This is a genomic window from Sphingobium sp. 3R8, from assembly GCF_020166615.1.
GTDB lineage: Bacteria > Pseudomonadota > Alphaproteobacteria > Sphingomonadales > Sphingomonadaceae > Sphingobium > Sphingobium bisphenolicum.
In genome coordinates this window covers 166,211-193,205 of the sequence record NZ_JAIQXR010000001.1, presented here as the reverse complement: position 1 = coordinate 193,205, position 26,995 = coordinate 166,211, and the positions used below count along the sequence as shown (strand labels likewise).

General features: G+C 65.5%; 26 protein-coding genes and 1 pseudogene. 8 read left to right on the top strand and 19 right to left on the bottom strand.

From position 1 onward, the window contains the following. Window positions 1-7: 7 nt before the first annotated feature. On the bottom strand, window positions 8-718 hold the full coding sequence (locus tag K9B33_RS00915) for an SDR family NAD(P)-dependent oxidoreductase (protein WP_224545993.1): 711 nt from the start codon (window positions 716-718) through the stop codon (window positions 8-10). Further along, window positions 715-1,467 carry a peroxide stress protein YaaA gene (yaaA, locus tag K9B33_RS00910; protein WP_224545991.1) on the bottom strand — a complete coding sequence of 251 codons (753 nt, stop codon included), beginning with the start codon at window positions 1,465-1,467 and terminating at the stop codon, window positions 715-717. Before yaaA ends, K9B33_RS00915 begins: the two co-directional genes overlap by 4 nt. Before the next feature lie 145 nt (window positions 1,468-1,612). Here yaaA and K9B33_RS00905 point away from each other — a divergent pair, with 145 nt between their 5' ends. Then, window positions 1,613-2,542, top strand: coding sequence for a LysR family transcriptional regulator (locus tag K9B33_RS00905; RefSeq protein ID WP_224545989.1), 930 nt, complete (start codon window positions 1,613-1,615; stop codon window positions 2,540-2,542). A gap of 51 nt (window positions 2,543-2,593) precedes the next feature. Here K9B33_RS00905 and K9B33_RS00900 read toward each other — a convergent pair whose 3' ends face one another. The 10 genes and pseudogenes from K9B33_RS00900 to K9B33_RS00855 form a co-directional block, all read right to left on the bottom strand. Beyond that, the gene (locus K9B33_RS00900; protein ID WP_224545987.1) at window positions 2,594-3,295 is read right to left on the bottom strand and encodes a YoaK family protein; all 702 of its coding nucleotides are present in this window, start codon (window positions 3,293-3,295) and stop codon (window positions 2,594-2,596) included. 100 nt (window positions 3,296-3,395) lie between these two features. Further along, window positions 3,396-4,745, bottom strand: a complete 1,350-nt coding sequence (locus K9B33_RS00895) for an alginate export family protein (RefSeq protein ID WP_224545985.1) — start codon at window positions 4,743-4,745, stop codon at window positions 3,396-3,398. Then, complete coding sequence (locus tag K9B33_RS00890; protein ID WP_224545983.1) at window positions 4,738-5,160, bottom strand: DoxX family protein; 423 nt, start codon at window positions 5,158-5,160, stop codon at window positions 4,738-4,740. The genes K9B33_RS00895 and K9B33_RS00890 overlap by 8 nt, the downstream gene beginning before the upstream one ends. A gap of 27 nt (window positions 5,161-5,187) precedes the next feature. Next, a complete protein-coding gene (locus K9B33_RS00885) occupies window positions 5,188-7,113 on the bottom strand; it encodes an amidohydrolase (protein WP_224545981.1) in 1,926 nt (641 codons plus the stop codon). 41 nt (window positions 7,114-7,154) lie between these two features. Beyond that, a pseudogene (locus tag K9B33_RS00880) lies at window positions 7,155-7,310 on the bottom strand (DUF1427 family protein); the annotation flags it as partial. 22 nt (window positions 7,311-7,332) lie between these two features. Then, window positions 7,333-8,172 carry an alpha/beta fold hydrolase gene (locus tag K9B33_RS00875; RefSeq protein ID WP_224545979.1) on the bottom strand — a complete coding sequence of 280 codons (840 nt, stop codon included), beginning with the start codon at window positions 8,170-8,172 and terminating at the stop codon, window positions 7,333-7,335. A gap of 67 nt (window positions 8,173-8,239) precedes the next feature. Then, on the bottom strand, window positions 8,240-8,899 hold the full coding sequence (locus tag K9B33_RS00870) for a hydrolase (RefSeq protein WP_224545977.1): 660 nt from the start codon (window positions 8,897-8,899) through the stop codon (window positions 8,240-8,242). A gap of 389 nt (window positions 8,900-9,288) precedes the next feature. Beyond that, a complete protein-coding gene (locus K9B33_RS00865) occupies window positions 9,289-10,590 on the bottom strand; it encodes a CitMHS family transporter (RefSeq protein WP_224545975.1) in 1,302 nt (433 codons plus the stop codon). Between the two features lie 34 nt (window positions 10,591-10,624). Then, window positions 10,625-12,115: an OprO/OprP family phosphate-selective porin gene (locus tag K9B33_RS00860; RefSeq protein ID WP_224545973.1), complete on the bottom strand. Its 1,491-nt coding sequence runs from the start codon at window positions 12,113-12,115 to the stop codon at window positions 10,625-10,627. Continuing rightward, window positions 12,112-13,200 carry an ABC transporter substrate-binding protein gene (locus tag K9B33_RS00855; RefSeq protein WP_224545970.1) on the bottom strand — a complete coding sequence of 363 codons (1,089 nt, stop codon included), beginning with the start codon at window positions 13,198-13,200 and terminating at the stop codon, window positions 12,112-12,114. Before K9B33_RS00855 ends, K9B33_RS00860 begins: the two co-directional genes overlap by 4 nt. 109 nt (window positions 13,201-13,309) lie before the next feature. Here K9B33_RS00855 and K9B33_RS00850 point away from each other — a divergent pair, with 109 nt between their 5' ends. The 7 genes from K9B33_RS00850 to K9B33_RS00820 all read left to right on the top strand — a co-directional run bounded on the left by K9B33_RS00850 (window position 13,310) and on the right by K9B33_RS00820 (window position 20,487). Further along, the gene (locus K9B33_RS00850; RefSeq protein ID WP_224546272.1) at window positions 13,310-13,963 is read left to right on the top strand and encodes a response regulator transcription factor; all 654 of its coding nucleotides are present in this window, start codon (window positions 13,310-13,312) and stop codon (window positions 13,961-13,963) included. Beyond that, window positions 13,953-15,371, top strand: a complete 1,419-nt coding sequence (locus K9B33_RS00845) for a sensor histidine kinase (RefSeq protein WP_224545968.1) — start codon at window positions 13,953-13,955, stop codon at window positions 15,369-15,371. Before K9B33_RS00850 ends, K9B33_RS00845 begins: the two co-directional genes overlap by 11 nt. A gap of 753 nt (window positions 15,372-16,124) precedes the next feature. After that, a complete protein-coding gene (locus K9B33_RS00840; RefSeq protein ID WP_224545966.1) occupies window positions 16,125-16,811 on the top strand; it encodes a 3-oxoacid CoA-transferase subunit A in 687 nt (228 codons plus the stop codon). 14 nt (window positions 16,812-16,825) lie between these two features. Further along, complete coding sequence (locus K9B33_RS00835; protein ID WP_224545964.1) at window positions 16,826-17,476, top strand: 3-oxoacid CoA-transferase subunit B; 651 nt, start codon at window positions 16,826-16,828, stop codon at window positions 17,474-17,476. Between the two features lie 13 nt (window positions 17,477-17,489). Then, window positions 17,490-18,281: an enoyl-CoA hydratase/isomerase family protein gene (locus K9B33_RS00830; RefSeq protein ID WP_224545962.1), complete on the top strand. Its 792-nt coding sequence runs from the start codon at window positions 17,490-17,492 to the stop codon at window positions 18,279-18,281. Window positions 18,282-18,304: 23 nt separating this feature from the next. After that, entirely contained in the window at window positions 18,305-19,513 is a 1,209-nt protein-coding gene (locus K9B33_RS00825) for a CaiB/BaiF CoA transferase family protein (RefSeq protein ID WP_224545960.1), read from the top strand. After that, window positions 19,510-20,487, top strand: a complete 978-nt coding sequence (locus tag K9B33_RS00820; protein WP_224545958.1) for an NADPH:quinone oxidoreductase family protein — start codon at window positions 19,510-19,512, stop codon at window positions 20,485-20,487. Before K9B33_RS00825 ends, K9B33_RS00820 begins: the two co-directional genes overlap by 4 nt. Before the next feature lie 4 nt (window positions 20,488-20,491). On the opposite strand, the gene K9B33_RS00815 is transcribed toward K9B33_RS00820, so the two are convergent. From K9B33_RS00815 to accB, 7 genes are read right to left on the bottom strand one after another with little or no spacing between them, the layout of a single operon-like run. Further along, window positions 20,492-21,475, bottom strand: coding sequence for an NAD(P)H-dependent flavin oxidoreductase (locus K9B33_RS00815; RefSeq protein ID WP_224545956.1), 984 nt, complete (start codon window positions 21,473-21,475; stop codon window positions 20,492-20,494). A 6-nt stretch (window positions 21,476-21,481) separates the two neighbouring features. Next, window positions 21,482-22,477: a biotin synthase BioB gene (bioB, locus tag K9B33_RS00810; RefSeq protein WP_224545954.1), complete on the bottom strand. Its 996-nt coding sequence runs from the start codon at window positions 22,475-22,477 to the stop codon at window positions 21,482-21,484. Further along, window positions 22,474-23,256, bottom strand: a complete 783-nt coding sequence (locus tag K9B33_RS00805; RefSeq protein WP_224545952.1) for an enoyl-CoA hydratase-related protein — start codon at window positions 23,254-23,256, stop codon at window positions 22,474-22,476. The genes bioB and K9B33_RS00805 overlap by 4 nt, the downstream gene beginning before the upstream one ends. After that, window positions 23,253-24,674 (bottom strand): 3-hydroxyacyl-CoA dehydrogenase NAD-binding domain-containing protein, encoded by a 1,422-nt coding sequence (locus K9B33_RS00800; RefSeq protein WP_224545951.1) that lies wholly within the window; start codon window positions 24,672-24,674, stop codon window positions 23,253-23,255. The genes K9B33_RS00805 and K9B33_RS00800 overlap by 4 nt, the downstream gene beginning before the upstream one ends. Next, the gene (locus K9B33_RS00795) at window positions 24,674-25,102 is read right to left on the bottom strand and encodes a biotin/lipoyl-containing protein (RefSeq protein ID WP_224545949.1); all 429 of its coding nucleotides are present in this window, start codon (window positions 25,100-25,102) and stop codon (window positions 24,674-24,676) included. Before K9B33_RS00795 ends, K9B33_RS00800 begins: the two co-directional genes overlap by 1 nt. After that, complete coding sequence (locus K9B33_RS00790) at window positions 25,099-26,466, bottom strand: acetyl/propionyl/methylcrotonyl-CoA carboxylase subunit alpha (RefSeq protein ID WP_224545947.1); 1,368 nt, start codon at window positions 26,464-26,466, stop codon at window positions 25,099-25,101. Before K9B33_RS00790 ends, K9B33_RS00795 begins: the two co-directional genes overlap by 4 nt. Further along, window positions 26,466-26,951, bottom strand: a complete 486-nt coding sequence (gene accB / locus K9B33_RS00785) for an acetyl-CoA carboxylase biotin carboxyl carrier protein (protein ID WP_224545945.1) — start codon at window positions 26,949-26,951, stop codon at window positions 26,466-26,468. Before accB ends, K9B33_RS00790 begins: the two co-directional genes overlap by 1 nt. Window positions 26,952-26,995 lie beyond the last annotated feature (44 nt).

Genomic DNA, 26,995 nt, shown 5'->3' with positions numbered 1-26,995 from the left:
GCGCCCGTCAGAACGCGATTTCCTCGCCCTGAAAATCGAACAGCTTGCCACTGTCGGGCGCCTTCAAGCCCTCGATCACGTCCAGCAGTTGCAACGCCGCGCGTTCCGCATCGAACAGGCGCCCCGCCGGGACATTGGCCTGGAACGGGCGCGACAATTGCGTATCGACCGTGCCGGGATGCAACGACACGACGATCGCCCGATCGTTGCGGCGGCGTTCCTCGATCGCCAGGGTGCGGACCAGCATATTGAGCGCGGCCTTGGCCGCGCGATAGCCGTGCCACCCGCCCAGGCGATTGTCGCTAATCGATCCCACCCGCGCCGACAGCGCCGCGAACACCGTGCGGCCTGCTTTGGGCATGATCGGCAGGAAATGCTTCGCCACCAGCGCGGGACCGATCGCGTTGATCGCATAGATTTGCGCGAGCCAGTCCGGATCGAGATCGCGCAGCGCCTTTTCCGGGCCTCTGTCGCCTTCATGCAGCAAACCTGTCGCGACGATGACCAGGGTCGGCGTGGGGCCGCTGGCCACATGCGCGGCGGCCTTGGCGATGCTGGACTCATCCCGCAGATCGATATGCTGCGCGTCGCTTCGGGAGCGCGCGAAACCGTGGACGACGGCAAACGCGCCTTCCTCCATCAGCGTCGCTTCCAATGCCCCGCCAATACCGCCGGATGCGCCGATGATGACGGCGGACGCCTTGCTGCCTGGGGTCATGTCCGGCTGAAACGCCAGCGATCCGCGTCGCTCTCTTCAGCGTCGAAGCGATAGCCGTCGCTGTCGAACCCGCGCATCGCATCCACGTCCGTGATATGATGTTCGCACAACCAGCGCGCCATCATGCCCCGCGCCCGCTTGGCATTGAAGCTTATGAAGCGCGGACCGTTCGGACCGGGTTCGCGAAATTCGACCTCGATCACCCGGACCTTGCCCAGCCTGCCCTTGACCGCCGCGAAATATTCCTGGCTGGCAAGGTTGAGTAAGACGCCCGATCCTTCCTCGGCAAGCTGGGCCAGCAGGAACTGCGCGATCCGGTCATCCCACCAGTCGGTCAGGCTTTTGCGGCGCGGCGCCCAGCGCGTGCCCATTTCGAGCCGATAGGGCCGGATGGCGTCGAGCGGCCGCAACAGGCCGTAGAGGCCCGACAACATGCGAACATGGTCCTGCGCGAAAGCGACGCCGGCCGCATCCAGCGTATCCACCTCGAAGCCGGTATAGACGTCGCCGGCAAAGGCGAACAGCGCCGGCCGTTCGGGCAGGTCCGCAAAGTCGCGAAACCGGTCGGCATTGAGCTTGGCGAGGCGCGGAGAAATATGCATCAACTCCGACAGTCGTTTCTGCGTCAGGTTCGCCGCCGATTTGGCGAGACTGCGCGCCTCCTGCGCGAAATGCGGGGTCGATGCCTCAAGCGGCGGTAGCGTGCGCTCGAAATCGAGCGTCTTGGCGGGGGACAGGAGCGCAATCATGGCTGCGCGGGTAGAACGGTCCGACGCGGGCGTCAAACCGCCTGTAGAAGGACATCGGCCGATATCGCTCGCGATAGTTTTAAAGCTTGCCGGTCGTCCCGATTGCAGGAATAAAAACTCGCTGAACGTTCGAGGAAATGGAATAGTGCATACGCCCGGTACACCGACCTTCGACCAGTTGCGCATCTTCCTGACCATCGTCGATACGGGCAGTTTCGCGGCGGCCGGGCGCAGTCTCAACCGGGCGGTTTCGGTCATCAGCTATGGTGTCGCCAATCTGGAGGCGCAATTGGGCATGATGCTGTTTGAGCGGGAGGGGACGCGCAAGCCGCAACTGACCGTGGCGGGCCGTGCGTTGCTGGCCGAAGCGCGCAGCATATCGCACGGCATTGACGGACTGCGCGCCAAGGTGAAGGGCCTGCTGGACGGACTGGAAGCAGAGGTCGATCTGGCGGTCGACGTCATGGTGCCATCCGAACGACTGGGTCGGGTATTGCGCGCCTTCGCCGCGGAATTTCCGACGGTACAGTTGCGCCTGCATGTCGAGGCGCTGGGCGCGATCACGGCGATGGTGCTGGATCGCGCGGCGGTGGTCGGCATTTCCGGGCCGCTCGCCGCGGGGGTCGAGGGGGTCGAATGCATCGCGGCGGGGTCCGTGCCGATGGTGCCGGTCGCCGCGCCCGATCATCCGCTCGGCCGCATGGAACGCATCCCGCCGGGCGCGGGCCGGGACTATACCCAGTTGGTGCTGACCGACCGCTCGCGCTTCACCGAGGGACAGGATTATTCGGTGATGAGCCCCAAGACCTGGCGGCTCGCCGACCTAGGCGCCAAGCACGCGCTGCTGCGCGAAGGGATAGGCTGGGGCAATATGCCGCTGCCGATGATCGAGCCGGATCTGGTCGCGGGGACGCTGGTGCGGCTCGCCATGCCCGATCATCTGGGCGGCACCTACCGCTTTGCCGGCGTATGGCGACGCGACACGCCGCCGGGACCGGCCGCGTCCTGGCTGCTCGACCAGTTCGTGGCGCTCGGAAAGGACGATCTGGAACTGCACGGGATGGGCGATGTCTGAGCAACGCGACGGGTTCGCGCCCGATCGACGGATCGAGCGGGCACCGCAAGATCAGCCCGCCACCATATCGCCGGCTGCGGGGTGCAACATGCAGGCCAGCGTCCCGGCCAATACCAGCATACCGGCCAGAAGCAGCGGTGCGACCAGCCCGCCATGGGTGACGAGGAACGCGCCGATCGCCGCGCCCAGGAAGATGGCGGCGACACTGCCGATGCGTCGCCCCCAATTGGGGTTGCTGCCGCCCGCCAGGCTGGAATCGGCGGCCAGTCCGGTCACTGTCAGGGTCAGGACGGTAGTGGTGAGGTCGGGCACCTTCAGTTGGCGGATCGTCGCGTTGCGAAAGCCCATGGCGACGCCGGTGAGCGCGATGATCGCGAAGATCTTATAATCCGGCGACTGAATCGCGAAGTCAAAGCCGACCGCAACGCCGGCGGCGATCCAGAGAAGCACGGCTTCCACCAGCGCGGCGACCAGCAGCCATCGGCGCAGCGGCAGTCCGGCATGGCCCTTGCCCACCAGTCCCGCAGCCAGCGCGCCGATCATGAAGGCTGCAACGGCGGCCAGATAGGGCGCGACGCGAAAGCCGGGCGTGCCGGCGGCGGCAAAGCCCAGGAAGACGATATTGCCGGTCATATTTGCGGTGAAGACCTTGCCCAGTCCCAGCACGCTGATGGCATCGACCAAACCGGTGGTGACGGACAACAACAGAAGCAGCCATGGCAACGGTGACGGGGTGGTTTTGGCGGCGGTCATGGATGGTCTCCCTGTGGATAGGCCGCTGGTTTAAGGGACAGGCCCGGCCAGAGGCATCCGAATAAAATGGACCGCTTTGTTCGAAATAATGGAATAAGGATCAGAAGCGGAAATTGCTCTCCAGCCCGAACATCTTGATCGTCTCGGCCGGGCCGGTTTGGCGAAGGAAGGCGCCTGGCGAAAAGGCCGACAGCGAAGTGGACAATTCCCATTCGGGCGTCGCCTGCCAGCTCAGCGCCGCTTCGACCTGCGTGCCGATAAAGCGCGATGTCGCGTTGCCCGGCCCGCGGATCAGGTTGCCTGGAATGTCGTAGATGCCGTCGCCCTTGGTATAGCGCCAATAGGCCATGCCCGCAATCGACAGCGACAGGTCGTCGCGCAGGGTCAAGGGGACGCCGGGATGCAGGTTGATGATGTTGGTCGGGCCGATGGGTGAGAGCTCGCCGAAATATTTGCCCTTGGGGAAAAGCGCGTTGAACGTGCCGAGCGTCCCATTCGCCTTGCGATCGCCGCTGACGACATTGGCGCGCATGATGATCTGTGGCGTCAGCGGCAGCGCAGGCAGGCGGCGGCCGATTTCGGTGCCGATCGTCCAGGCGGCGATGCGCTGCCCGGCATAATGGCCGAACTGGGCGACGCCCTCGACATTCCAGCGCCAAGCGCCCCGTGTGCCATATGACCGCACGCCGACACTGTGCCGGACCTCGCGCCCTTCCAGCCCGCCGAAGCGGGCGGCGCGGTTGCGGTAACCCAGATAATAGAGGTCGAGTTCCGGCAGTGCGACATAGGCGCCCCAGAGCGCCTTCCTGTCCGAGGTAGCGTCGTCGAAACTGCCCGGGCCTGGCTGTACCGGCCGCACCGCCAGCAGGCTGAGTTGCGCCTTGCCAAGCGTCATATCGGCGCGAACGCCGTCAAAGGCGAGCGGCACATTGGGACCATAACGGGTGCCGACCAGCCGCTCGGTTCCCAGCGAGAGCATCTGCCGACCGGCGCGCAGGGTGACGGCGCCCAGATCGACCTCCGCAAAGCCCTGCAGGATGTCCACGCCGGTCCGGTCGACCGGACCGGCGGCGGGCGCGACGCCGACCGCATAGGCGACGACCGGCTGGATGAAAGCCCGCACATCGCCGATATGCAGGTCGGCATAGGGCAGCGCGCGCAGCCAGAGATAGGCGTCGTCGGGCGCATCGGCTCCGCCCCACAGATTGTCATCGAAGCTCTCGACGCGCGCGCGCAATTCGATGCCGGTCGAAACCCAGGCGTCGGACCCCAGCGGCACATATTTGAACGGTTCTGTCCAGCGGCCGTCATGGTTGGCGGGATCGGCAAGCCGGCTCCAATCCTCCTGATAACGCGTATTGGTGAGGGTCGGCGGCTGCCAGGGTTCGCCCGTTTGGGCGCTGGCGGGCGCGGCGACGACCAGCGCAGCCAGCAGCGCCGGACTACGCACGGACCGTCACGCGCTGGCGCGAGACGATGGCGATCAGGGCGAATCCGCCGACCAGGCCCAGATGTTCGAAGAAGGCGTTGGTCGCCATGAAGCGCGCTGGCCCCTCCATCGTCCAGAAACCATTGGCGACGATGGCGGCCAGCAGGGTGAAGGCGCCCAGCATCCCCGCGCCCAGCCAGGCCATCGCGTCCATCAGGATCAGCGCCGGTCCGACCAGTTCGACCGCAATGGTGAGCGCAGCGAACAGGGCGGCGGGCTGGAGGCCGAAATGCGCCTGTTCGGCAATGGCGCCCTGCCAGTCACTGAGCTTGACCAGGCCGCCGAGGATATAAGGACCGGTCAGCGCCAGGCGGGCGAGGAACCAGGTTGCGCGCGCGTCGAGGATGGCAGCGATGGGCCGTGGTGTGAAAGACATGAGATATATCCTGTTGGATGAAGCGGATCAGACCGCCCAGCAGCCGCAGCCGAGCGAACCCCAGAAGCTCTGGACGTCGGCGGCAGGGACGGAGGCGCCCAGCGCGGCAGCATGGTCATGACCATGGACGCCGCAGGAGGAAGCGCAGCCGCAGGCCGACGCCAGCTTCCGGGCCGTCTCGTCCTTGCGATAATGGCCGCCGAAGGTTGCGACCGGCGACCAGTCTGGCATCGCCTTGGGTGCGACCGGGGCCAGCGGGCCGAAATCGCCCTCGCCATAGACGATCCTGCCGCCCAGCACGGTGAGGACGGATCGGAGCAAGGCGATCTCGTCTTCCGGTACGCTGAAATAATCGTCCGACAGCAAAGCAAGATCGGCGAGTTGTCCGGCCTTGATCTGTCCCTTCTTGCCGACCTCGTTCGAGAACCATGTGTTGCGTTCGGTCCAGAGGCGCAGCGCAGTCTCGCGGTCGAGCCGGTTGCGGACGGGATAGAGGGCGAGGCCACCGACCGTCTTCGACGTGACCAGCCAGGAGAGCGACACCCAGGGATTATAGCTGGCGACGCGGGTGGCGTCGGTGCCGGCGCCCACGGGGATACCCGCCGCCATCATCTTCTTGATCGGCGGGGTCGCCTCGGCCGCCTTGGCGCCATAGCGCTCGACGAAATATTCGCCCTGAAACGCCATGCGGTGCTGCACGGCGATGCCGCCGCCCAGGGCCGCGATCCGGTCTATATTGCGATCGCTGATCGTTTCGGCATGGTCGAAGAACCAGTTGAGCCCTTCAAGCGGGATATCCTTGTTCACCTTCTCGAACACGTCGAGAGCGCGGCCGATCGTCTGGTCGTAGGTTGCGTGCAGGCGCCAGGGCCAGCGGCGTTCGGCGAGGAGGCGGATGACGGGTTCCAGATCGCCTTCCATCTCCGGCGCCATGTCGGGCCGGGCCACGCGAAAATCCTCGAAATCGGCGGCGGAATAGACCAGCATCTCGCCTGCACCATTGTGGCGATAGCTGTCATCGCCATCGCCCGGCTTTATCTGGGTCGACCAGTTCGCGAAGTCCTTCAGCTCTTCCCTGGGCTTCTGGGTGAAGAGATTATAGGCGATGCGCAGGGTCAGTTCGCCGTCCCGGTGCAGCTTCTCCACGATCTCATAATCGTCGGGATAATTTTGGGAACCGCCGCCCGCGTCGATGACACTGGTGACGCCCAGCGAATTCAGCTCGCGCATGAAATGTTTCGTGCTGTTGAGCTGATATTCGGGCGGCAGCTTCGGCCCCCTGGCCAGCGTCGCATAAAGGATCGTCGCGTTGGGCTGGGCCAGCAGCAGCCCGGTCGGATTGCCCTGCGCATCGCGGACGATCTCGCCGCCCGGCGGGTTGGGCGTATCCTTGGTATAACCCACGGCGCGCAGCGCGGCGGCATTGAGGATCGCGCGGTCGTAGAGGTGGAGGATGAAAACCGGCGTGTCGGGGGCTGCCGCGTTGATCTCCGCGATGGTGGGCAGGCGCTTTTCGGCGAACTGATGTTCGGTGAAGCCACCGACGACGCGCACCCACTGGGGCGGCGGGGTGTTGTCGGCCTGGCGCTTGAGCATCGCCATCGCTTCGGACAAGCTGGGCACGCCTTCCCAGCGCAGTTCCATATTGTAATTAAGGCCGCCCCGGATGACGTGGATGTGGCTGTCGATCAGGCCGGGGATCAGGCGGCGGCCCTGCGCATCGATTACCATGGCGTCCGGGGCCGCAGCGGCACGCACCTCCTGCTCGCCGCCGACCGCCAGGAACTTGCCGCTGCGGATGGCGACCGCCTCAGCGACCGGATGTTCGCGGTCCAGGGTCGTGACCTTCGCGTTGATGAGGATGATGTCCTTCTGGGTCATGGCGAAACTTTCCGTGGCGGTGAGAAGAGCGGTAGTGGCGGCACTGGCCAGGGCCTGGCGACGGGTCATCATGCGTGCGGCTCCGATGGGCGGCTATGGGTCGAAGGGGCGAGATAATGCCGGGCAGCGGGGATCACCGCCTCGCCCAGCAATATCCCTGCCAGCCCGATCAGGGCGATGACGGGCGGGGCGGGAGAACGGACGCCCAGCAGGCTGTAGACGATGCCGACGATCAGGCCTGCGCCCAGCGAGACGATATAGGCTTTCATGTCCGTTCTCCCTGTTGCGCGATCAGGCCTGGATGAAGGCGAGGATGTCGGCGTTCAGTATGTCGGCATTCACCGTCAGCATGCCGTGCGAATAGCCTTCGTAGATTTTGAGGGTAGCGTTCGGCAGGATTTCGGCCTGTAACACACCCGCATTTTTATACGGCACGACCTGGTCGTCGTCGCCATGCAGCACGAGCGTCGGCACGGCGATGGCCTTGAGGTCATCGGTCTGATCGGTTTCGGAAAAGGCCTTGATCCCGGCATGGTGGGCGAGCGCGCTGCCCATCATCCCCTGGCGCCACCAGTTGTCGATGACGGCCGGCTTCACATCCGCGCCTTCGCGGTTGAAGCCATAGAAGGGACCGGCGGCGACATCGCGGAAGAATTGGGCGCGGTTGGCGGCGAGGCCCGCGCGCAGACCGTCGAACACGTCCATGGGCAGGCCGCCGGGATAGCGATCGGTCTTCAGCATGATCGGCGGCACGGCGCTGACCAGCACGGCCTTGGCGACGCGGCCCTGCGGCAGGCCGTGGCGCGCGACATAGGCAGCGACTTCGCCCCCGCCGGTCGAATGACCGATATGGATGGCGTTGTTCAAGTCGAGATGGGCGACGACCGCAGCGGCGTCGGCGGCATAATGGGCCATGTCATGGCCGACATCGACCTGGGCGGAGCGGCCATGGCCGCGGCGATCATGGGCGACGACGCGATAGCCCTTGGACAGGAAGAACAGCATCTGCGCGTCCCAGTCGTCCGACGACAGCGGCCAGCCATGGTGGAACATGATCGGCTGAGCGTCCTTGCTGCCCCAGTCCTTGTAGAAGATGTCGACGCCGTCGGCGGTGGTGACGAAATTGCTCATGGGTAAAATCCTTCACGCAGGAGAAAAATGGTGGCCGAGCGAAAAGGGCGCGCCCGGCCAGGGCAGATCAATGGCTGCCTTCGGACGCGCCGAACATGGTCTTGGCATAGGTGATGCCCAGGCCATAGGCGCCGCCCCATTTGCGGGCGATGCCGGTTGTCATGTCGTAGGTTTCGGTGCGGGCCCAATCGCGCTGCAGTTCGAGCAGATATTGGAGCGAGGTGATCGGCTTGGCGCCGGCTGCGATCATGCGTTCCACGGCGCGCTCATGTGCTTCTTCGGAAATATCGCCGCTGGCGTCGGTGATGACATAGGCTTCGAACCCCTGTTCGATCGCGGAGAGGACGGGGCCGACGATGCAGACGCTGGTCCACAGGCCCGCGAACACGACGCGGTCCTTGGCGATGCGATTGACTTCGTCGATGACGGCGGCGTCTTCCCAGCTGTTCATCGAGGTGCGATCCAGCAGCGCCTGGCCGGCAAAGGCGTCGGTGATCTCGCCGAACATCGGGCCGGAGAAGCTCTTTTCTGCCACCGTGGTCAGGATGGTGGGGACGCCGAAGCCGGCGGCGGCGTTCGAAATCAGTGCGGCGTTGTTGCGCAGCAGTTCGGCCGCGATCGACTTGGTGGCGAAGGCCATCTGCGATTGAAAGTCGATCAGGACGAGCGCGTGGTTGGTGGGGCTGAGAAGAGCCTTGGCGGGGGTCGGCGTGGCGGTGATCGACATGGTGGAAACCTCCTGTTTAAAACTCATGGCGCCCGGTACGTTCGGGCTGAGAGGAGGTTTATGCGAGGGATGTCATCCGAAACAGTCGGATAAATTTATCTTCACTGTTCGAATTTATAGAATGAATTACCGATACCCCCTCGCCTTCTGCACGATATCTCGTCAAAGGTCGGACGTGGGGATGATGCTGAATAAAAGCGGATCGACGCGCTGATGCCGAGGGGATTTGCTGCGTTAATGGGCGCGCCTTCGCTGGTTATGGAACATTTGCAGCGCCCCACGCCCTGCCCCCGCATGTCATAGCGCGCTGTTAGCCCACTTGTGGCGTCCGTGCCCTTCCCGGCGCACAGGCGCGCGCAACCGCCAGAATAGCGCGCGCCTGCCAGGAATCAGGCGATGAAGGGGAAGGCCAGCGCGATCATGCCCACCAGCGTCATGACCACGCACACCGCCACCGCGGGCAGCAGGGTAAAGCGCTGATGATCGGCCAGGTCGATGCCCGCCAGGCTGACGAGCAGATAGGTGGACGGCACCAGCGGGCTGAGCAGGTGGACCGGCTGGCCCATCAGCGATGCGCGCGCGATGGCCATCGGCTCCACGCCATAATGGGCGCCCGCTTCGGCCAGGATCGGCAACATGCCGAAATAAAAGGCATCGTTGGAGATGAAGAAGGTGAAAGGCAGGCTGAGCAGCGCGGTGATCGGCGCCATATAGGGGCCGAGCGCCGGCGGGATGACGCCGACCACTTCCTTGCTCATCGCCTCCACCATGCCGGTGCCGCCCAAAATGCCGGTAAAGATGCCGGCGGCAAAGATCAGCGAGACGACGGACAGGACATTGCCGGCATGGGCAGCGATCCGCTCCTTCTGCTGCGCGACGCCGGGATAGTTGACGATCATCGCGATGGCGAAGGCGATCATCATCAGGACCGACAGCGGCAGCAATCCCCAGACCAGCAGGGTAAGCAGCGCAATGACCAGCGCGGCATTGAACCAGATGAGATGCGGGCGACGCGCTTCGGGATATTGGGACACCGCCATATGGGCGGCTTCGGTCGTCTCCATGACGCTGACATGGCCCAGGCGGCTGCGTTCCTTGCGGCCGAACCAGACGGCCAGTCCGATCAGGAAGGCGAGGCCCGCGATCATGCCGGGAATCAAAGGCAGGAAGAGGGTCGCCGGGTCCAGCTTGAGCGCGCTGGCCGCGCGGGCGGTGGGACCGCCCCAGGGCGTCAGGTTCATGACCCCGCTGGTCGCCATCAACAGGCAGCAGAGATAGAGCCGGTTCATGCCGAACCTTTTGTAGAGCGGCAGCAATGCGGCGATGGTGATGATGTAGGTGGTCGAGCCGTCACCATCCAGGCTGACGAGCGCGCACAGCACCACGCTGCCGATCAGGATCAGCATCGGATCGCCATGGACGATCCGGATCAGGCGGCCCACCAGCGGATCGAACAGGCCCGTATCGGTCATGGTCGAAAAGAAGAGGATGGCGAACAGCAGCATGACGCCGGTCGGCGCCAGATTCTTGATCCCCTCGATCATCATGTCGCCCAGCCCCGCCGACTGCCCGGCGATCACGCCGAAGACGGACGGGATGACGATGAGCGCGACCAGCGGCGTCATCTTCTTTGTCATGATCAGCGTCATGAATGTGGCGACCATCAGGAAGCCGAGCAGGGCGAGGTTCATCGCTGCGTCCTTGAAAGAACTAAAGAAATGGGGATCAGAAGGTCACGCCGACGCGGGCGGAGATGGTCTGGCCATCGTCGCTGCCGGTATAGGCGCCGGCGCGATTGTCGCTGTGCCACTGGATGCCGTTCAACTGGAAGCGGGTGAAGCTGTTGAGATACCAGTTGACCCCCAGCGTCGCGGCCCAGCCCTCCCCGCCCAGGACGAGATCGGTATAGTCGAGATTTTCGTAGCGCGCCGTCAGTTCGATCGCTCCCGTTCCGCCGTCTAGCACGGGGTCGAGCACATTGGGCTGGCCGAAGCTGCCGAGGCGCGGGTTGTAGGGGGGCAGTTCGCCGGTCAGGAACAGGCCGGTGGACAGGCTCCACGCCTTGCTCTTGAAATCGGGCCGCCCCGCGTCGAGCCGCGCGATCCGCTGGCCCGCCTCGCCCATCACCCACAGGCCGCCGGTATAGCCGCCCAGTTCGACGCCATAGCCGGTGGTGGATCGACCACCGAGCAGTTCGCCTGTGCTTACCCGCACCGCGCCGTTGAAACGTCCACCGATCACGGTGCTCCGCGTCAATGTTGTCGCTGCCGAAGACAGGGCTTCGTCGAAGCCCCATGCGCCGACATGCAGCAGCGACGTGTCGGTCTTGATCGGGTTCCAATGTGCGCGCGCCGATACGGTGCGGCTGTCATTGGTCGCCTGCTGCCCATCGACGCGATCGCCGGTGACCGCGACCGACGCGTGCCAGTTCGGCCCGAACATCCGCCCCATGATACCGATGCCATAGAAGCCGCGCTGCGGGATGATCGCCGTCGACACCGTGCCGCGTTCCAGGAAGGGCGTGGAGTCGGAGCCGGTGCTGCCCTCGAACGCGCGGTCGTTGAACAGATGGCCGACGCGCACGTCATAGTCGACCTTGCTGCCGATTTTGTTGCGCCAGCCCATGAAGGCGGTGACGATGTCGACCTCATTTTCCGAAAAGTCGGTTTCGAACTGATAGAAGAAATGGGGGCCTACCCCGCCCTCCAGCCCCAGGCGCAGCGCGCGCATACCGGTGGTGGTGGTGTTGCGGCCGCTATATTTCGATCCCATGGTCGAGCTGACGTCCACCAGAATGCGGCCGCGCGGCTTGTAAGTGAACACACCGTCGGCCGAACGGAACACCGGCAGGCCCGCGCCCCATTCGGTCTTGAGTCCGACCTCGTTCGCGGCGATGGCGCGCGCCTGCGCCACATCGATGTCGGCGGGGCCGGGCGGCACGATCTGCGGCGCGAACGGGCTGACCGTCAAGGGCGGCGCGGCCTGCTGTTGCGCCATTTGCGGCGCGGTGGCGGGCGCAGGTGCGGATTGGGCCGCTGCCATGGCGGCATTCTGCCCTTCCAGCTTGTCGAGCCTGGCCTTCAGCGTGGCGATCTCCGCGGCCTGGGCTCGCACCAGATCGGCCAGATCGGCATTGCTGGGCGCCTGGGCCAGCGCGGGCGTGGCGGCGATGAGCGCCAGCGCGGCACAACCGCCGCGCAGGGTGGAAGACGTCATTGGCTCTGGGCTCCGGAAGTGAGGATCGCGTTCCAATCGCGCAGGAAGCGCTGGCGCTTGAGGCGGTCGAGATTGACGAGAAGCTGGGGACCGACACGGATCGGCCGGACCTGCGCGGCGGGGAGGCGGCGGGCGCGGATGTCGGTCCGCACCGGCCACAGGCTGTGCTGGGCGAGCAGCGACTGCCCCTGGCGCGACAGCAGGAAATCGAGGAACAGCTTCGCCGCGGCGGGATGTCGCGCCTCACGCGCGATAAAGGCGATGCGCGACGTGACGATCGTGTAGTCCTGCGGGAAGACTACGCCGATCCGCGGATCGCGCCGCGCCCGCTCCAACGCATAGGAGCCGATCACATTATAGGCGATCGCCTGCCGCCCTTCGGCCACCGCGCGCAGCATCGGCTCCGTCGTGGTTGCCAGCACCGGACGGGTCGCGGCCATCGCTTCCACCAGCGATCGGGTGTCGCGCGTGATCGCAAAATCCTCGGCCAGATAGAGATAGCCGACATTGGAGCGCGCCGGATCAAAGGTGGTGACCTTGCCGGTCAGGGCGCGGCGGTCGCGGCGCAGCAGCGCTTCGAGCGCGGCATGGGTGCGCGGCGCCCGCGCATCGGGGATCGCCTTTTTGTTATAGACATAGCCGATCGGCTCGGCGGTCACGCCAAAGCCCATATTCTTCCACACGGCCGACGCCGGCAAAGCGGGCTTTTCGGGGCTGGCATAGGCCTGCGCGAAGCCGTCGTTGATGAGCTTGCCCTGCAGGTCCATCGCGGAAGACCAGACAAGGTCGGCCGACGGCTTGCGCCCCCGCGTTTCCGCGACGAAGCGGCGCGCAATCTCGGTCGAACCCAGGTCGGCATAACGCACGGTGACGCCGGGGTAGCGGCGCTGGAAAGCGAGGATGAGCGGGGCCATTTCCGCCCGGTCGGCATTGGCGTAGATGCTGACCTGCCGCTCGACGCGGGCGTCGGCGATCAACTGGTCGTAGGAGCGCGGATAGCCGGTCGGCCGCTGCTGCGCGCCTGCCGGGACCGCTGGCATGGACAGGCTTGCCAGCATCGCTATCTTCAGAATAACCCGTCGCATCGACCCATCTCCTCGCTTTCCGTCTCTCTGTTCGGATAAGATGCAAGGGTGGGATAGAAAGCGAACCTGTCATCAACCTTTCAGCATACGGTGCCCTATCCGCATTTTGATCATCGAGGACGACGCGGCCCTGGCGCGCAGCATTTCGGCCTTGCTCCGCGCGGGCGGCCATGCCGTCGATCATGTCGCGACCGGCGAGGATGCGCTGTCCGTCGTCGGCAGCGAACCCTATGCGCTGGTGATCCTCGACGTCGGACTGCCCGATATCGACGGGTTTACCGTCCTGGCGGAACTGCGCCGACGCGGGGCGCGAACGCCCATATTGATGCTGACCGCGCGCGACGCGCTGGACGACCGGGTCCGGGGGCTGGACCTGGGTGCGGACGATTATCTGCGAAAGCCGTTCGAGCCGGAGGAACTGGAAGCGCGCGTGCGGGCGCTGGGGCGAAGGCGCGGCGGCGATCCGACGCCACAGATCACGGTCGGCGCTCTGACCATCAACCGCTCCACCGGCATGGCGGACATTGCCGGGCGTCCGCTGGACCTGCGCCGCCGCGAACTGGCGGTGCTCGATGCGCTGGCAACGCGCGCGGGCCAGGTCGTGCCGCGCGAATTGCTGATCGGCGAAGTGTTCGGGTTCGACGAGCCTGTGGGCGGCAACGCGATCGAGGTGCATGTCACCCGTCTGCGCGGCAAGCTGGCGCCCGACGGCCCCGGCATCCGCACTGTGCGGGGCGTAGGCTATATGCTCGATGCCGGCTGAACCGCGGAGCGCATCGGGCGGGGCCATCGCGCTGCGCACCCGACTGCTGGCGGCGGTGCTGGGGCCGCTGCTGGCAGTGGCGGCGATCATCGGCATCGGTGGCGCGACCCTGATCGCCGATGTCGTGCGCCGCACCAACGACCGGGTATTGGCCGGCGCGCTGGGCGCCATTGCCGAGACGGTACAGGTCGAGCGCAGTGAAGTGACCCTGGACCTGCCGCCCGCCGCTTTCGGAATGCTGGAGAATGGCGAACGCGACAATGTCTATTACCGCATCGCCGTAGGCAGCGAATTGCTCACCGGCTATGCCGACCTGCCCGCGCCCGATCCCGCACAATTGGTGATCGATCAGCCCCGCTTCCGTTTTGCCCGTTATCGCGACCAGGACATCCGCATTGGCGAGGTGAAGCGGATGCTGCCCCGCATAGACAAGCCGGTGATCGTGCAGATCGCCGAGACGCTCGACAACCGCAAGGCGCTCACCAACCGGCTGCTGGGCGCACTGCTACTCGCGGAATTGGCGCTGGTGGGAGTGGCGGCCCTGCTGCTGCGCCCGGCATTGGGGTGGAGCCTGCGGCCGCTCGCCCGGCTGCGCGGCGCGGTCGAATCCCGCGAACTGAGCAGCCGACCGGATTTTTCGCCGCTCGATAACGGGCCGCTGCCCAGCGAGTTGCAGCCGCTGGCGCGCGCATTCAACCAGTTGCTGGCGCAACTCGACAATGCGACCGGCGGCGTGCGGCGTTTCACCGCCGACGCCTCGCACCAGATGCGCACGCCATTGTCGGTGCTCAAGGTCCAGGTTGCGCTGGCCCGGCGCGGATCGAGCGAAGCGCTCGACGAGATCGGTGACGCCGTGACACGGCTCGAACGGCTGGTGACCCAGTTGCTGGCGCTTGCCCGTGCCGAGGAGGCCGGCGTGTCCGCCCCATTGGAGGCGGTCGATCTCAAGGAAGTCTGCGCAGCCGTAATCGGCCGCCTGATCAATCCGGCCATCGCCGCCGGGGTCGAGCTGAACCTGGATGCGGATGACGGGGAAGATTATGTCATTTCCGGCCACCGCACGCTGGCCTTCGAGATCATCGCGAATCTCATCGACAATGGCATCCGCTACAACCAGCCCGGCGGCACCGTATCCGTCGCCTTGCTAAGGCGACCGACCGAAACCCTGGTGACGGTCAGCGACGATGGCCCTGGCATTCCGCCGGACAAGCGGGAGGCCATATTCGAGCGATTCGTCCGACTGGGCGGCGCGCAGGGGCCTGACGGTACGGGCCTTGGCCTCGCCATCGTCCGGTCGGCCGCGCAGCGGATGGGCGCCCAGGTCGAAATCGGCGATAGCGCGGCCGGAACGGTCATTCTCATACGGTTTCGATTTGTCGATCGCCGGTCGACATTACCTGTCACATAGCAACGGCCCGTCGAGATACTTTTGACCGCGCGGCCGAGCACTTCTCGCTTCAGTTCGTGCGGAACGCACTGCCCCTGGCCCATCGCGATCGTCAGCAGCGATGCCCAAAATGGCCATCTGCTCGGCAAAATTCGACGGATATTGGAATCGATTGTGGACACATATCCCGGCTCCTAAACCACATTATCGCCGCGCCCTTGTGGGATCATGCCTATTTCGCCGTACCATGCCCCATATAGCCCAGCGAAATGACGCTTGCCTCCGTCGCTTATCACCCCTATTAATATCCGACGTTTAATCGGATTATTGCCACATGCAACCTTCCAGCCATCGCATCCACTGCACCGGGACTAAGCGCCATATGCCCGACGCTGTAGGCATCGTTGCTTGCGCGCCGGGGAATGACCGGAACGGCCCCACCGCAATTGCCGTCCTGCCCACGGCAGACGTCACCTTTTCCGCTCGACGCGACGTGTTCGGCAAGGACCAATATATCCATGACAGGCACACTGAGGCAAAAGCGGCCCAAAATCGCAGCGGCGTTCGAATACGCGCTGGAAGCGGAGCATGGTCGAGGCATAAAAAGCCTCGTGATAGCATGGGCACCGTCCTGCGGAGTGGATGACTGGTGCAGGCAGGCGGCATGGCGCGGCGCGGCGCGACCAATGTCGTCATGACTATATATGCCTAATTTCTGTAATATTCGAAATATCATCGGATATAGCGGATATGAGACGAGAGCGAGAGGTTTGCATGATAGACAAGATCAGTCCGTCCCTGGGACAGGCGGTCGCCGATCTCCATGATGGCGCATCCATCATGATCAGCGGCTTCGGTGATGCGGGCGCACCCCATGAATTGATGGAGGCGGTGATCGCACATGGCGCCACCGACCTGACGATCATCAGCAATAATGCGGGTGCGGGCGAGACGGGCATCGCCGCGCTCATCAAGGCCAACCGGGTGCGCAAGGTCATTTGTTCCTTCCCACGCCAGGCGACCTCGCATCATTTCGATGCGCGCTATCGTGCCGGAGAGATCGAACTGGAACTGGTGCCGCAGGGCAATCTGGCCGCACGCATCCAGGCGGCGGGATCGGGTCTGGGGGCCGTCTTCACGCCAACCGGATACGGGACGCTGCTGGCCGAGGGCAAGGAAACTCGCGAGATCGATGGGCGCAACTATGTGCTGGAATATCCCATCCATGCCGATTTCGCGTTGATCAAAGCGCGCGCGGGCGATCGCTGGGGCAATCTCGTCTATCGCAAGGTGGCGCGCAATTTCGGCCCGATCATGGCGATGGCGGCCAAGACCACCATCGCGCAGGTGACAGAGATCGTGGAACTGGGTGCGCTCGATCCCGAAATTGTCGTGACGCCGGGCATCTTCGTCAATCGAGTGGTGCAGGTCGCACCGCTATCCGTCGCGGCTGCGGCCTGAAGGAGACAAGCATCATGCAGCGGATGAACCGTGAAGACATGGCCGCGCGGGTCGCGCGCGACATTCCGGAGGGCGCCTACGTCAATCTGGGCATCGGCCTGCCGACCAGAGTGGCGAATTTTCTGCCGCAGGAACGCGACATCTTCCTCCAAAGCGAAAACGGTCTGCTTGGCATGGGGCCGGCGCCGGCCGAAGAGGATACCGACTGGGAACTGATCAATGCCGGCAAGCAGCCGGTCACGCTGCTGGCAGGTGGCTCCTTCTTCCACCACGGCGATTCATTCTCGATGATGCGCGGCGGGCATATCGACATTTGCGTGCTGGGCGCCTTTCAGGTGTCGGTGAAGGGCGACCTCGCAAACTGGCATACCGGCGCGCCGGACGCGATTCCGGCCGTGGGCGGAGCGATGGATCTGGCCGTCGGCGCCAAGCAGGTGTTCGTAATGATGGATCTGCTGACCAAGAGCGGCGAGAGCAAGCTCGTCGCCCAATGCAGCTATCCGCTGACCGGCCTGTCCTGCGTGTCGCGCGTCTATAGCGACGTCGCCATCTTCGACGTGGGTCCGGCGGGCGCCCATGTCATCGAAATGGTGCCGGGACTGACCATCGACAAGCTGCGCGACATGACCGGCGTGGAGCTGCAACTGGCGCTGGAAATCGCGTAAGAGGGAAAGCCATATGACCGTCAGGCACAGCTTCGGCGCCTTCACCCTCGATGTGCGCGACAATGGCGTGGGACTGCTCACTTTCTCGCGCCCGCCGGTCAACGCGGTGTCCCTGTCCGTCTATGAGGAGATCGGCCGCTTCGCCGACCATGTCGCGGCGGACCAGACGGTCCGCGTCATCGTCATCACCGCGCCGGACGACGCGCGCGCCTGGTGCGGCGGTGCGGATTTGCATGAGTTCAAGGGCATGACAGCGGAAAAGCGCAAGGAACGCTATCAGTTCATCAATGCCCAACTGCCACGCTTCCACCATATCGACCGGCCGATGATCGCCGCGATCCGCGGCGCGACGGTGGGCGTCGGCGTGATGCTGGCAGGTATGTGCGACCTGCGCGTCGCCGCCGAAGATGCGCGCTTCGCTTGCCCGGAGGTGGATTATGGGCTGGTCGGCGGCAGCGCGGGCCTGTTCGCAAGCTTGCGCATGCCCGAGGCCAAGGTGCGCGAGATGATCTACACTGGCCGCACCTTCACGGCGCGGGAACTCGAATCCACCGGCTTCTTCAACTATGTCGTCCCCTCCCCGGCGGTGCTGCCCATCGCGCTCGACCTGGCCAACCAGATGGCGCGCAAGAGCATGCCGACGCTGCGCGCCCGCAAGCTGGCGTCGCTGACCTGGGAAGGATCCGAATGGATGGACGCCTATCTAGAGGCGCAGGAGGCGTCCTCCGCACTGGTGGAACATCCAGAAAGCGAGGCAGGCGTCTTGGCAGCGCTGGAACGGCAGAAGAAGCAGTCACGCCCGTAACGGGCCAAAGAGATGGAGCGCACATGTCGGGCCTGGACGATCTTGCCGAAGGACGGCCCGGGCCGCATCGCCTCGGCCCGCTGGCCGGCTATCGCATCCTGGAATTCGGCACCAATCTGACCGCACCCATGGCGACGATGCTGATGGGCGACCAAGGCGCTGACGTCATCAAGGTGGAGCCGATCAGGGGCGATCAATTGCGCAGCAGCGGCGACCAGCGCAGCGGCGTGTCCAATATGGGCGCGATGTTCCTGAACGCCAATCGCAACAAGCGCTCGATCGCGCTAGACCTCAAACGCGCCGATCATCTCGATGCCGCGCTGCGCATTGCCGGACAGTGCGACGTCGTGGTACAGAACTTCCGGCCGGGCGTCGCCGATCGCATCGGCATCGGCTATGAAGCCGCCGCGCGCCTACGTCCCGATATCATCTATGTCTCAATCGACGGCCTGGGCGACAGCGGCCCGGAGGCGAACCGCCGCGTTTACGACATTGTCGTCCAGGGAATTGCCGGCATTGCCGCCGTTCAGGCCGACAATGTGACGGGCGCGCCGACCACGATCCGCAGCGCGATCGTGGACAAGGCCACCGCACTGGTGGTCTGGCAGGCCGTCACCGCCGCGCTGCTGGCGCGCGAACGGACGGGACAGGGCCAGCATATCCGCGTCAGCATGTTGAACGTCGCCCTATCGTTCATCTGGCCGGAGGTGATGAGCAGCAGCACGCTGATCGGCGACGATGTCGTTGTCGGCGGATCGATGGCCAGCGTGCGCTACTGCTTTGCGACCGCGGACGGCCATATATTGGTCGGGTTCGTGACCGACGAGGAATTTACCGGCGTCTGCCAGGTACTGGGCCGTCCCGACCTGCCGGGCGATCCGCGCTTTGACGTGTTGAGCAAGCGCTTTGCCAATGCGTCGGAGTTGAACGCGATCGTCGGGGCCTGCCTGTTGCGTCGGCCCACCGCCTATTGGCTGCCCCGCCTGCGGGCGGTGGACGCCGTCTACGCCCCCATCAATCGGCCGGACGACTTGGCCGCAGACCCGCAAATCATGGCGATCGGCGCGCTGATGGAGCATGACCATCCCGCAGCGGGCCGCTATCGCCAACCCGTCCACCCCATCCGCTTTTCCGATACGCCCGCGCACCTGCACCGCCACGCGCCGATGCTGGACGCCGATCATGACGAAATATTGGCGGAGTTCGGCATCCGGCTGGCAAGCGACGCATGAAGGCCTGGGTCTGCCACCGTTTCGCCGCGCCTTTCCAAATCGCGATAGCGGATGTGCCGGTCCCCGAGCCCGGTCCGGGCGAAGTGCGCATCCGCGTCCACGCCGCCGGCTTGTCCTTCGGCGAAACGATGGTGGTGGAAGGCCGCCATCAGAAGACGCCGCCCCTGCCCTATATCCCGTCGAGCGAGATGGCGGGGGTCGTCGATGCCTGCGGCCCCGGCGTCGCACGGGTGGCTCCCGGCCAGCGGGTCGCCGCTTTCTCCGTCTCGCTCGACGGCGGCGGCCTCGCCGAATATTGCGTCCTGCCCGAAGCCTTTGTGCATGGCATCGCCGACGATCTGACCTTCGCCGATGCCGCCGGCTTCCTCATGAACCACTGGACCGCTTTCAATGCACTGGTCCGTCGGGGTAATCTAAAGGCCGGGGAAGTGCTGGTCGTCCATGGCGCCACGGGCGGGACCGGGTCGGCGGCGCTGGACGTCGGCCGCGCGATCGGCGCGACAGTGATCGCCACCGGCAGTGACGATGCGAAGCTGGCGCAGGTCGCCGCCGACCATCGGATCAACCATGTCGCCACGCCGCTGCGCGAGCGTATATTGGAGGTTACCGGCGGCCGGGGTGCGGACATGGTCTTCGATCCCGTCGGCGGCGACCTGTTCGACCAGTCGATGCGCGCCATCGCGACCGGCGGCCGCATAGTTGTGATCGGCTTCACCTCCGGCCGTGCGGCTGTGGCCCGGACCAACGTGCTGCTGGTGAAGATGATATCGGTCATCGGGGTCGAGGGGCGGCTCGCCCTGGAACGCATGGGCGAGCAGGGATGGAACGACTTTCGCGAGATGCTGGCCTGGGCTGCGGACGGCCGGCTAAAGCCACAGGCCGGGACATGTTTCGCCTTTGCCGATGCCCGGCGGGGTTATGAGGAGATTCTGGCGCGCAGGCATCTGGGCAAATGCGTCGTGCTGATCGACTGAGCCGTCAGCCGCAGATCATACCCGCCAGCCGATCCGTGATCACTGCGCGCGCATCGGCTATCATGCGCTCGATCAGGTCGGCGCAACTGGGTATGTCGTGGATCAGCCCCTGCGCCATGCTCGCCCAATAGATACCGCTATCGATATCGCCCGATTGCAGCAGCGCCTTACCGCGCAGCCCGCTGACCAGTTCCGCCACATCGGCGAAGACCGCATCGGGCGCTGCCGTACGACGCAACACTTCGGTCGAGATCGCATTGCGGCCGACGCGGGCGGAATTGCGGAAAGGGCGGAAGAGAAGGTCGGTTTCCCGTTCGTCCTTGTCGACATAGGCTTGCTTCACATTGTCGTGGATCGGTGCTTCGCGCGTCGCGCAAAAACGCGTGCCCATCGTCACTCCGTCGGCGCCCAGCGCCAGCGCCGCCGCCAGCCCGCGGCCGTCAGCGATGCCGCCGCTCGCCAGTACCGGCACGGACAGGCGATCGGCCGCGGCGGGAATCAGCACCAGGCCCGGCACGTCGTCCTCACCCGGATGTCCCGCACATTCGAAGCCATCGATCGACACGGCATGGACGCCATAGCGCTCCGACGACAGGGCGTGGCGGACAGAGGTGCATTTATGGATGACGCGGATACCGCGCGCGAAGAGCATATCCCACACCGCACGCACGGCCGGCGTGCCCGCGGTTTCGACGACTTCCACGCCGCCATCGGCGATCGCGTCCACTATGGCGCCATAGTCGGGTGGCCGCATGGTCGGGAAGACGGAGATGTTGACGCCGAAGGGTGCCGTTGTCAGCGCCCGACACCGCGCAATCTCCTGCGCCAGCGCGCCCGGATCGGCAAAGGTCAGAGCGGTTATCATGCCCAGGCCGCCGGCGCTGGAAACCGCCGCCGCCAGTGGCGCATAGCCCACATTCTGCATCCCGCCCTGCACGATGGGGTAGCGGATGCCCAGAAGATCGGTAACGCGGGTGCGCAAAATCATCTCACCTCAACTGGACGGCGCCAGCCCGAGCTTCGCGAACAACGCGGCATCGGCATCGCCGCCCTTGTTGCTCGTGGTCAGCAGACGGTCGCCGGTGAAGATCGAATTGGCTCCGGCCATGAAGCAGAGCGCCTGCCCTGCTTCGCTCATGCTCTCGCGACCGGCCGACAGCCGCACGACGCTGTGGGGCATGGTGATCCGCGCCGCAGCGACGGTGCGCACGAATTCGATCTCATCGATCCGGGCCAGCGGCGTGTCGGCCAACATGTCGCCCAGTACGGTGCCGGGGATCGGCACCAGCGCGTTCAGCGGGACGCTGTCGGGCGGTTCGGGCAAGGCGGCAAGCGCGTGAAGAAAAGCGATGCGGTCTTCGCGCGTCTCGCCCATCCCCAGGATGCCGCCACAGCACACCGCCATACCTGCCCGGCGAACATGGTCCAGCGTGTCGAGCCGGTCCTGGAAACTCCGGGTAGTGATGACCCGGTCATAATAGTCCGGGCTGGTGTCGATATTGTGGTTGTAATAATCAAGTCCCGCTTCCGCCAGCGCGTCGGCCTGATCGCCGCTCAACATGCCCAGCGTCATGCAGGTTTCCATGCCCAGCGCCTTCACCCGCCGCACCATGTCGAGCAGCGCGGGCATGTCGCGCGCCTTGGGTTCGCGCCACGCCGCGCCCATGCAGAAACGGCTGGAACCGCCCGCCTTCGCCTCTCGCGCGGCGGCGACAACCGTGTCGGCGTCGATCAGCTTTTCCGCCTTTACGCCGCTCTTGGCAAAGGCGGACTGACTGCAATAGCCGCAATCCTCCGCGCAGCCGCCGGTCTTGATGGACAACAAGGTAGACAGTTGCACGGCGTTGCGCGGATGGTGTCGGATATGCACGGCATGGGCCTGCGCCACCAGATCCAGGAAGGGCAGTTCGAACAGCGCGGCGATCGCTTCGCGTGAAACTTCGGGCAGCGGCGCCGCGCAGGCCGCGCCCATCGGGGACAGGTCGTTCATGCGCCGCTCCATTGCGGGTCGCGCTTCTCGAAGAAAGCGGTGGTGCCCTCACGCTTGTCGGCGGTGCCGAACAGCGCGGAAAAGGCCTGTCGCTCGAGCAGCAAATGCGCGGACTGATGCGTCTCGAAGGTCGCGCGGACCATCGCCTTGCCCTGCTGCATCGCCAGCGGCGCGCGGGCGGCGATGCGCATGGCAAGGTCGGTCGCAACCGCGAGCGCCTGCCCATCGTCGACCACTTGTGCGACAAGGCCCGCCTGCAATGCTTCGACGGCGGACAGAGGATCGCCCAGCAACACCATCCGCATCGCCCGGCTGCGTCCGACCAGCCGTGGCAGGATAGCAGTGCCGCCCGCGCCGGGAATGATTCCCAGATTGGTTTCGGGCTGGCCAAATTTCGCGCTCTCGCCGGCCACGACGAGATCGCAGCACATGACCAGTTCGTTCCCCGCGCCCAGCGACCATCCCTCGACCGCTGCGATCAGTGGTTTGGAAAAGCCGCGGATGCGTGTCCAAATCGCTGGCCGCGGGTCGCCCAGTGCGCCGCTGGTATCACGCGACGCCAGTTCCCTGATATCCGCCCCTGCGGCGAAGAAACGGTCCGCGCCAGTAATGACGACCGCGCGGATGGCGGGATCGGTCGCGGCGGCGTCCAGCGCATCGGCGACCCGCCCGAGCAGGTCGGTGGCCAGCGCATTGCGTTTTTCGGGGCGGTTCAGCCGCAGCAGCAGCACGTGGGCGCCCATCGGCTCGACTAGCAAGATATCCTGCGTTTCGCTCATGCGCGGTTCCTCAGATAATGGGATGGCCGGTATAGCGCCTCGCCGGTGCCATCCGCGATGCCGTCGAGCAGGCGAACGAGCGCCCCGCGGCCGTAGCGGTCGGCCCAGGCGAAGGGACCATAGGGATAGTTCGCGCCATAGCGCAGCGCCGCGTCGATGCCCTGTTCGTCCGCTACCTGTTCCAGCACGGCGTCGGCGGCGGCGTTGGCGAGTTGCGCCAGCGTCCGAGCGACGATCATGCCCGGCCGGTCGGCGATTTCCACGCCAGCGCGCGATTGCGCGGCGAGCAAGCCGAACACGTCGGGCCGAGCGCGCTCGTCGGACAGGGTGAAACCGATCGGTCCGGCGGCATCGGCTGGGGACCAGTCGAACAGGATGACCGGCGCGCCCAAGCTGTCGCTTTCCTGCCGCGCAGTCCGCCCTTGGGTTGTGCCCACAAACAGCGCGCCGCAGCGCAGGAAGGTGCCGGGCACGGCCTCCTTGAGCGCCGCTATCGCCTGTCGATGCGTATCGCTGACGCGTGCGTCCGGCACCTGCGGATCGGCGGCCCTGGGCGCGCCGTCGCGATAATCATAGACCCCCCTGCCCGTCTTGCGTCCGAGCCAACCGGCATCGACCAACGCCGCCTGCCGCAATTGCGGCACGAAGCGAGTGCGGCCGAAATAGGAATCGAACACTGAGCGGGCGACAGCGAAGTTGACGTCCTGTCCGATCAGGTCGGTCAGTTCCAGCGGCCCCATGCGGAAGCCCGCCGCGCGAAACAGGGCGTCGATGGCCGGCGCATCCGCCGCGTCTTCGTTCAGCGCGGCGAAGGCCTCCCCATAGAAGGGACGCGCGACGCGGTTGACGATGAAGCCTGGCACGTCTGCGACGGGGATCGCGACCTTGCCCCAGCTTTGCGCGGTCGCCCTGATCCGCTCTGCGACCGCCGGGTCGGTCGCCGCGCCGGAAATCACCTCGACCAGTTTCATCACTGTCGCCGGATTGAAGAAATGCATGCCGATGAACCGCTCAGGCCGCTTCAAACCCCGCGCGAGACGCGAGATCGGCAGGGACGAGGTGTTGGTCGCGATGATCGCTTCCGGCGACAGGATCGCCTCGACCTGTTCGAACAACTGGCCCTTAATGCCCGCATCCTCGATGATCGCCTCGATCACCAGATCGCGGTCGGCCAGGGCATCGAGCGTCGACACCCATTGCATCCGTTCGCCGATCGCCCGCACTTCGTCCGCCGACAGCTTGCCGCGTGCGGCCAGCTTGTCGAGGTCCGCCAGTGTCCGCGCCCGGCTCGCGTCCAGTGCCTGCGCATTGACGTCGAAGATGAGGACGGAAGCCCCCGCCTGCGCCGCAACCTGGGCGATGCCCGATCCCATGGCGCCCGCGCCGCAGACCGCGACTTTTCCGATGGCGGCATTCATCACGCCGCCGCCGCGATCGATAGCAGGGTCGCGCCATATTCCAGCAGCGAACCCGGCTGTGCGTCCACGCGAACGATGGTGCCGGAAATCGGCGCAGCGATATCCTCCTGCTCGTCCAGTACGCGCACGGTCGCGACGGCTTGGCCGGCCGTCACCTGGGTGCCGACCGCCAGCGCCCGTTCCAGCGTGGCGACGTAGGGGACCGGCACGATGGTTTCGGGGCCGACCTGAATCGCGGGAGTCGCAACGATGGGTGCCGGCGCAGCCGCCCGCATCGGATTGGCGGCTCCACCATAACGCGCCAGGAAAATCTCCGTGTCACCGGACGCGACATGCAATTGCTGCCAGCCGCTCGTCAGCAGCGTGTCGAGCAGCGCGCGGGCATCATCGACCGCGGCGATCACCGGGTCTTTCTTTTCGGCCGTCATGCCGCCTTCTTTCCATAGTCGGGGAGGAGAACCTGTTCGAGCCAGCGGGTGTGGATGCGGTTCTCGATGAAATCGGGGTGCGCGATGATCGCGCGATGCAGCGGCAAGGTCGTCGGCACGCCTTCCACCACGAAGTGATCGATCGCATCGGCCAGCCGGGCGATCGCGTCCGCCCGGTCACTGCCATGGACGATCAGCTTGCCCACCATGCTGTCGTAGAAGGGCGGGATCATGGCGCCGGCCGACATATGACTGTCCAGCCTGATGCCCGGTCCCTGCGGCGGTTCCCAGCGCGTGATACGGCCGGGGCTGGGCAGAAAGTCGCGCGCCGCATCCTCCGCATTGATGCGACATTCGATGGCGTGACCGCTGATCTTGACGTCCTGCTGGCTGACGGACAGGCCGGCGCCGCCGGCGATGCGGATCTGTTCCTGGACCAGATCGAATCCGGTGATCGCTTCGGACACCGGATGCTCCACCTGGATGCGGGCGTTGACTTCGATGAAGTAGAATTCCTGCCGCTGGACGTCGAACAGAAATTCGGCGGTTCCGGCATTGCGATAGTTGACGCTCGCCGCAAGCGCGACGGCGGATTCATGCAATTGCCGGCGCAGATGATCGGGCATGGCGGCGCACGGCGCCTCCTCGATCAGCTTCTGGTAGCGGCGCTGTACCGAACAGTCGCGCTCGCCAAAATGCAGCACCTGGCCCTTGCCGTCACCCATCAACTGCACCTCGACATGGCGCGCTTCCGGCACGAAGCGCTCCATGAACAAGGTGCCATCACCAAAGGCGGCGACCGCTTCGGCGCTGGCCTTGTGGAAGCCGGCCTCCGCCTCGTCGCCATTATTGGCGATCACCATGCCGCGTCCACCGCCGCCGGCCGAGGCCTTCAGCAACACGGGATAGCCGATCCGGTCCCCTTCCCGCCGCGCGTCGGCCGCCGAGGCGACGCACTCGCTGCCCGGCACCAGCGGTACGCCGGCCGCGCCCGCCATCGCCCGCGCGCGCAGCTTGTCGCCCAGCGCGTCGATGACGTCGGGCTCCGGCCCCACGAAGGCGATGCCATGCTGCGCGCACAGGCGCGGCAGGATCGCGCGTTCCGACAGGAAACCATAGCCCGGATGCAGGCCGTCGCAGCCGCTTTCCTTGGCCGCATGGACGATCAGGCGGGGGTCGAGATAGGATTTGGCCGCCGCTGCCGGCCCCAGAACGATCGACCGATCGGCCAGCCGCGCGGCCGCGCTGTCGCGGTCGGCATCCGACACGGCCACCACCGTTTCGATATTGAGCGCCTGCGCGGCGCGGACGATGCGCAGTGCGATCTCGCCCCGGTTCGCCACGAAAAGTCGTTTGATCGGCATCAGTCCCTCACCAGCGCAAACAGGGGTTGGCCGCCTTCGACCATGGCGCCGTCCTCGACCAGAACGGCTTGAACCGTGCCCGACGAGCCGGCGCGCACGGCGGTGAAGAGCTTCATCACCTCGATCAGGCACAGTTCGTCGCCGGCCTGCACTTTCGATCCCACCTCGACATAATTGGCGGCGCCGGGTTTGGGCGCGCGATAGAAGGTGCCAAGGTTCGGCGCCTTGATGATGATGGCCTCGTCCGGCAGCGACGATATGAGCGCAGGAGGCGCTGCGATCGGTCTGGAAGGCGCGGCGGGCTGGGCGACCGGCACAGATGCCGGCGCAGCGACGGGCGTCGCCGCCTGCGGACGCGCAGCCGAAGCGTCGGTCGACAGATAGAGTTCGAAATCCGGCTTGCGGATATGCAATTCTCTTATTCCCGACCGCGAAAACTCGTCGAGCAACTGCTTCAGCGCATCAGGAAAATCATGTCCGGTCATCGGCACCTTCCGGGAAAGAAGAGCGCAGCGGCCGGATCGGCCGC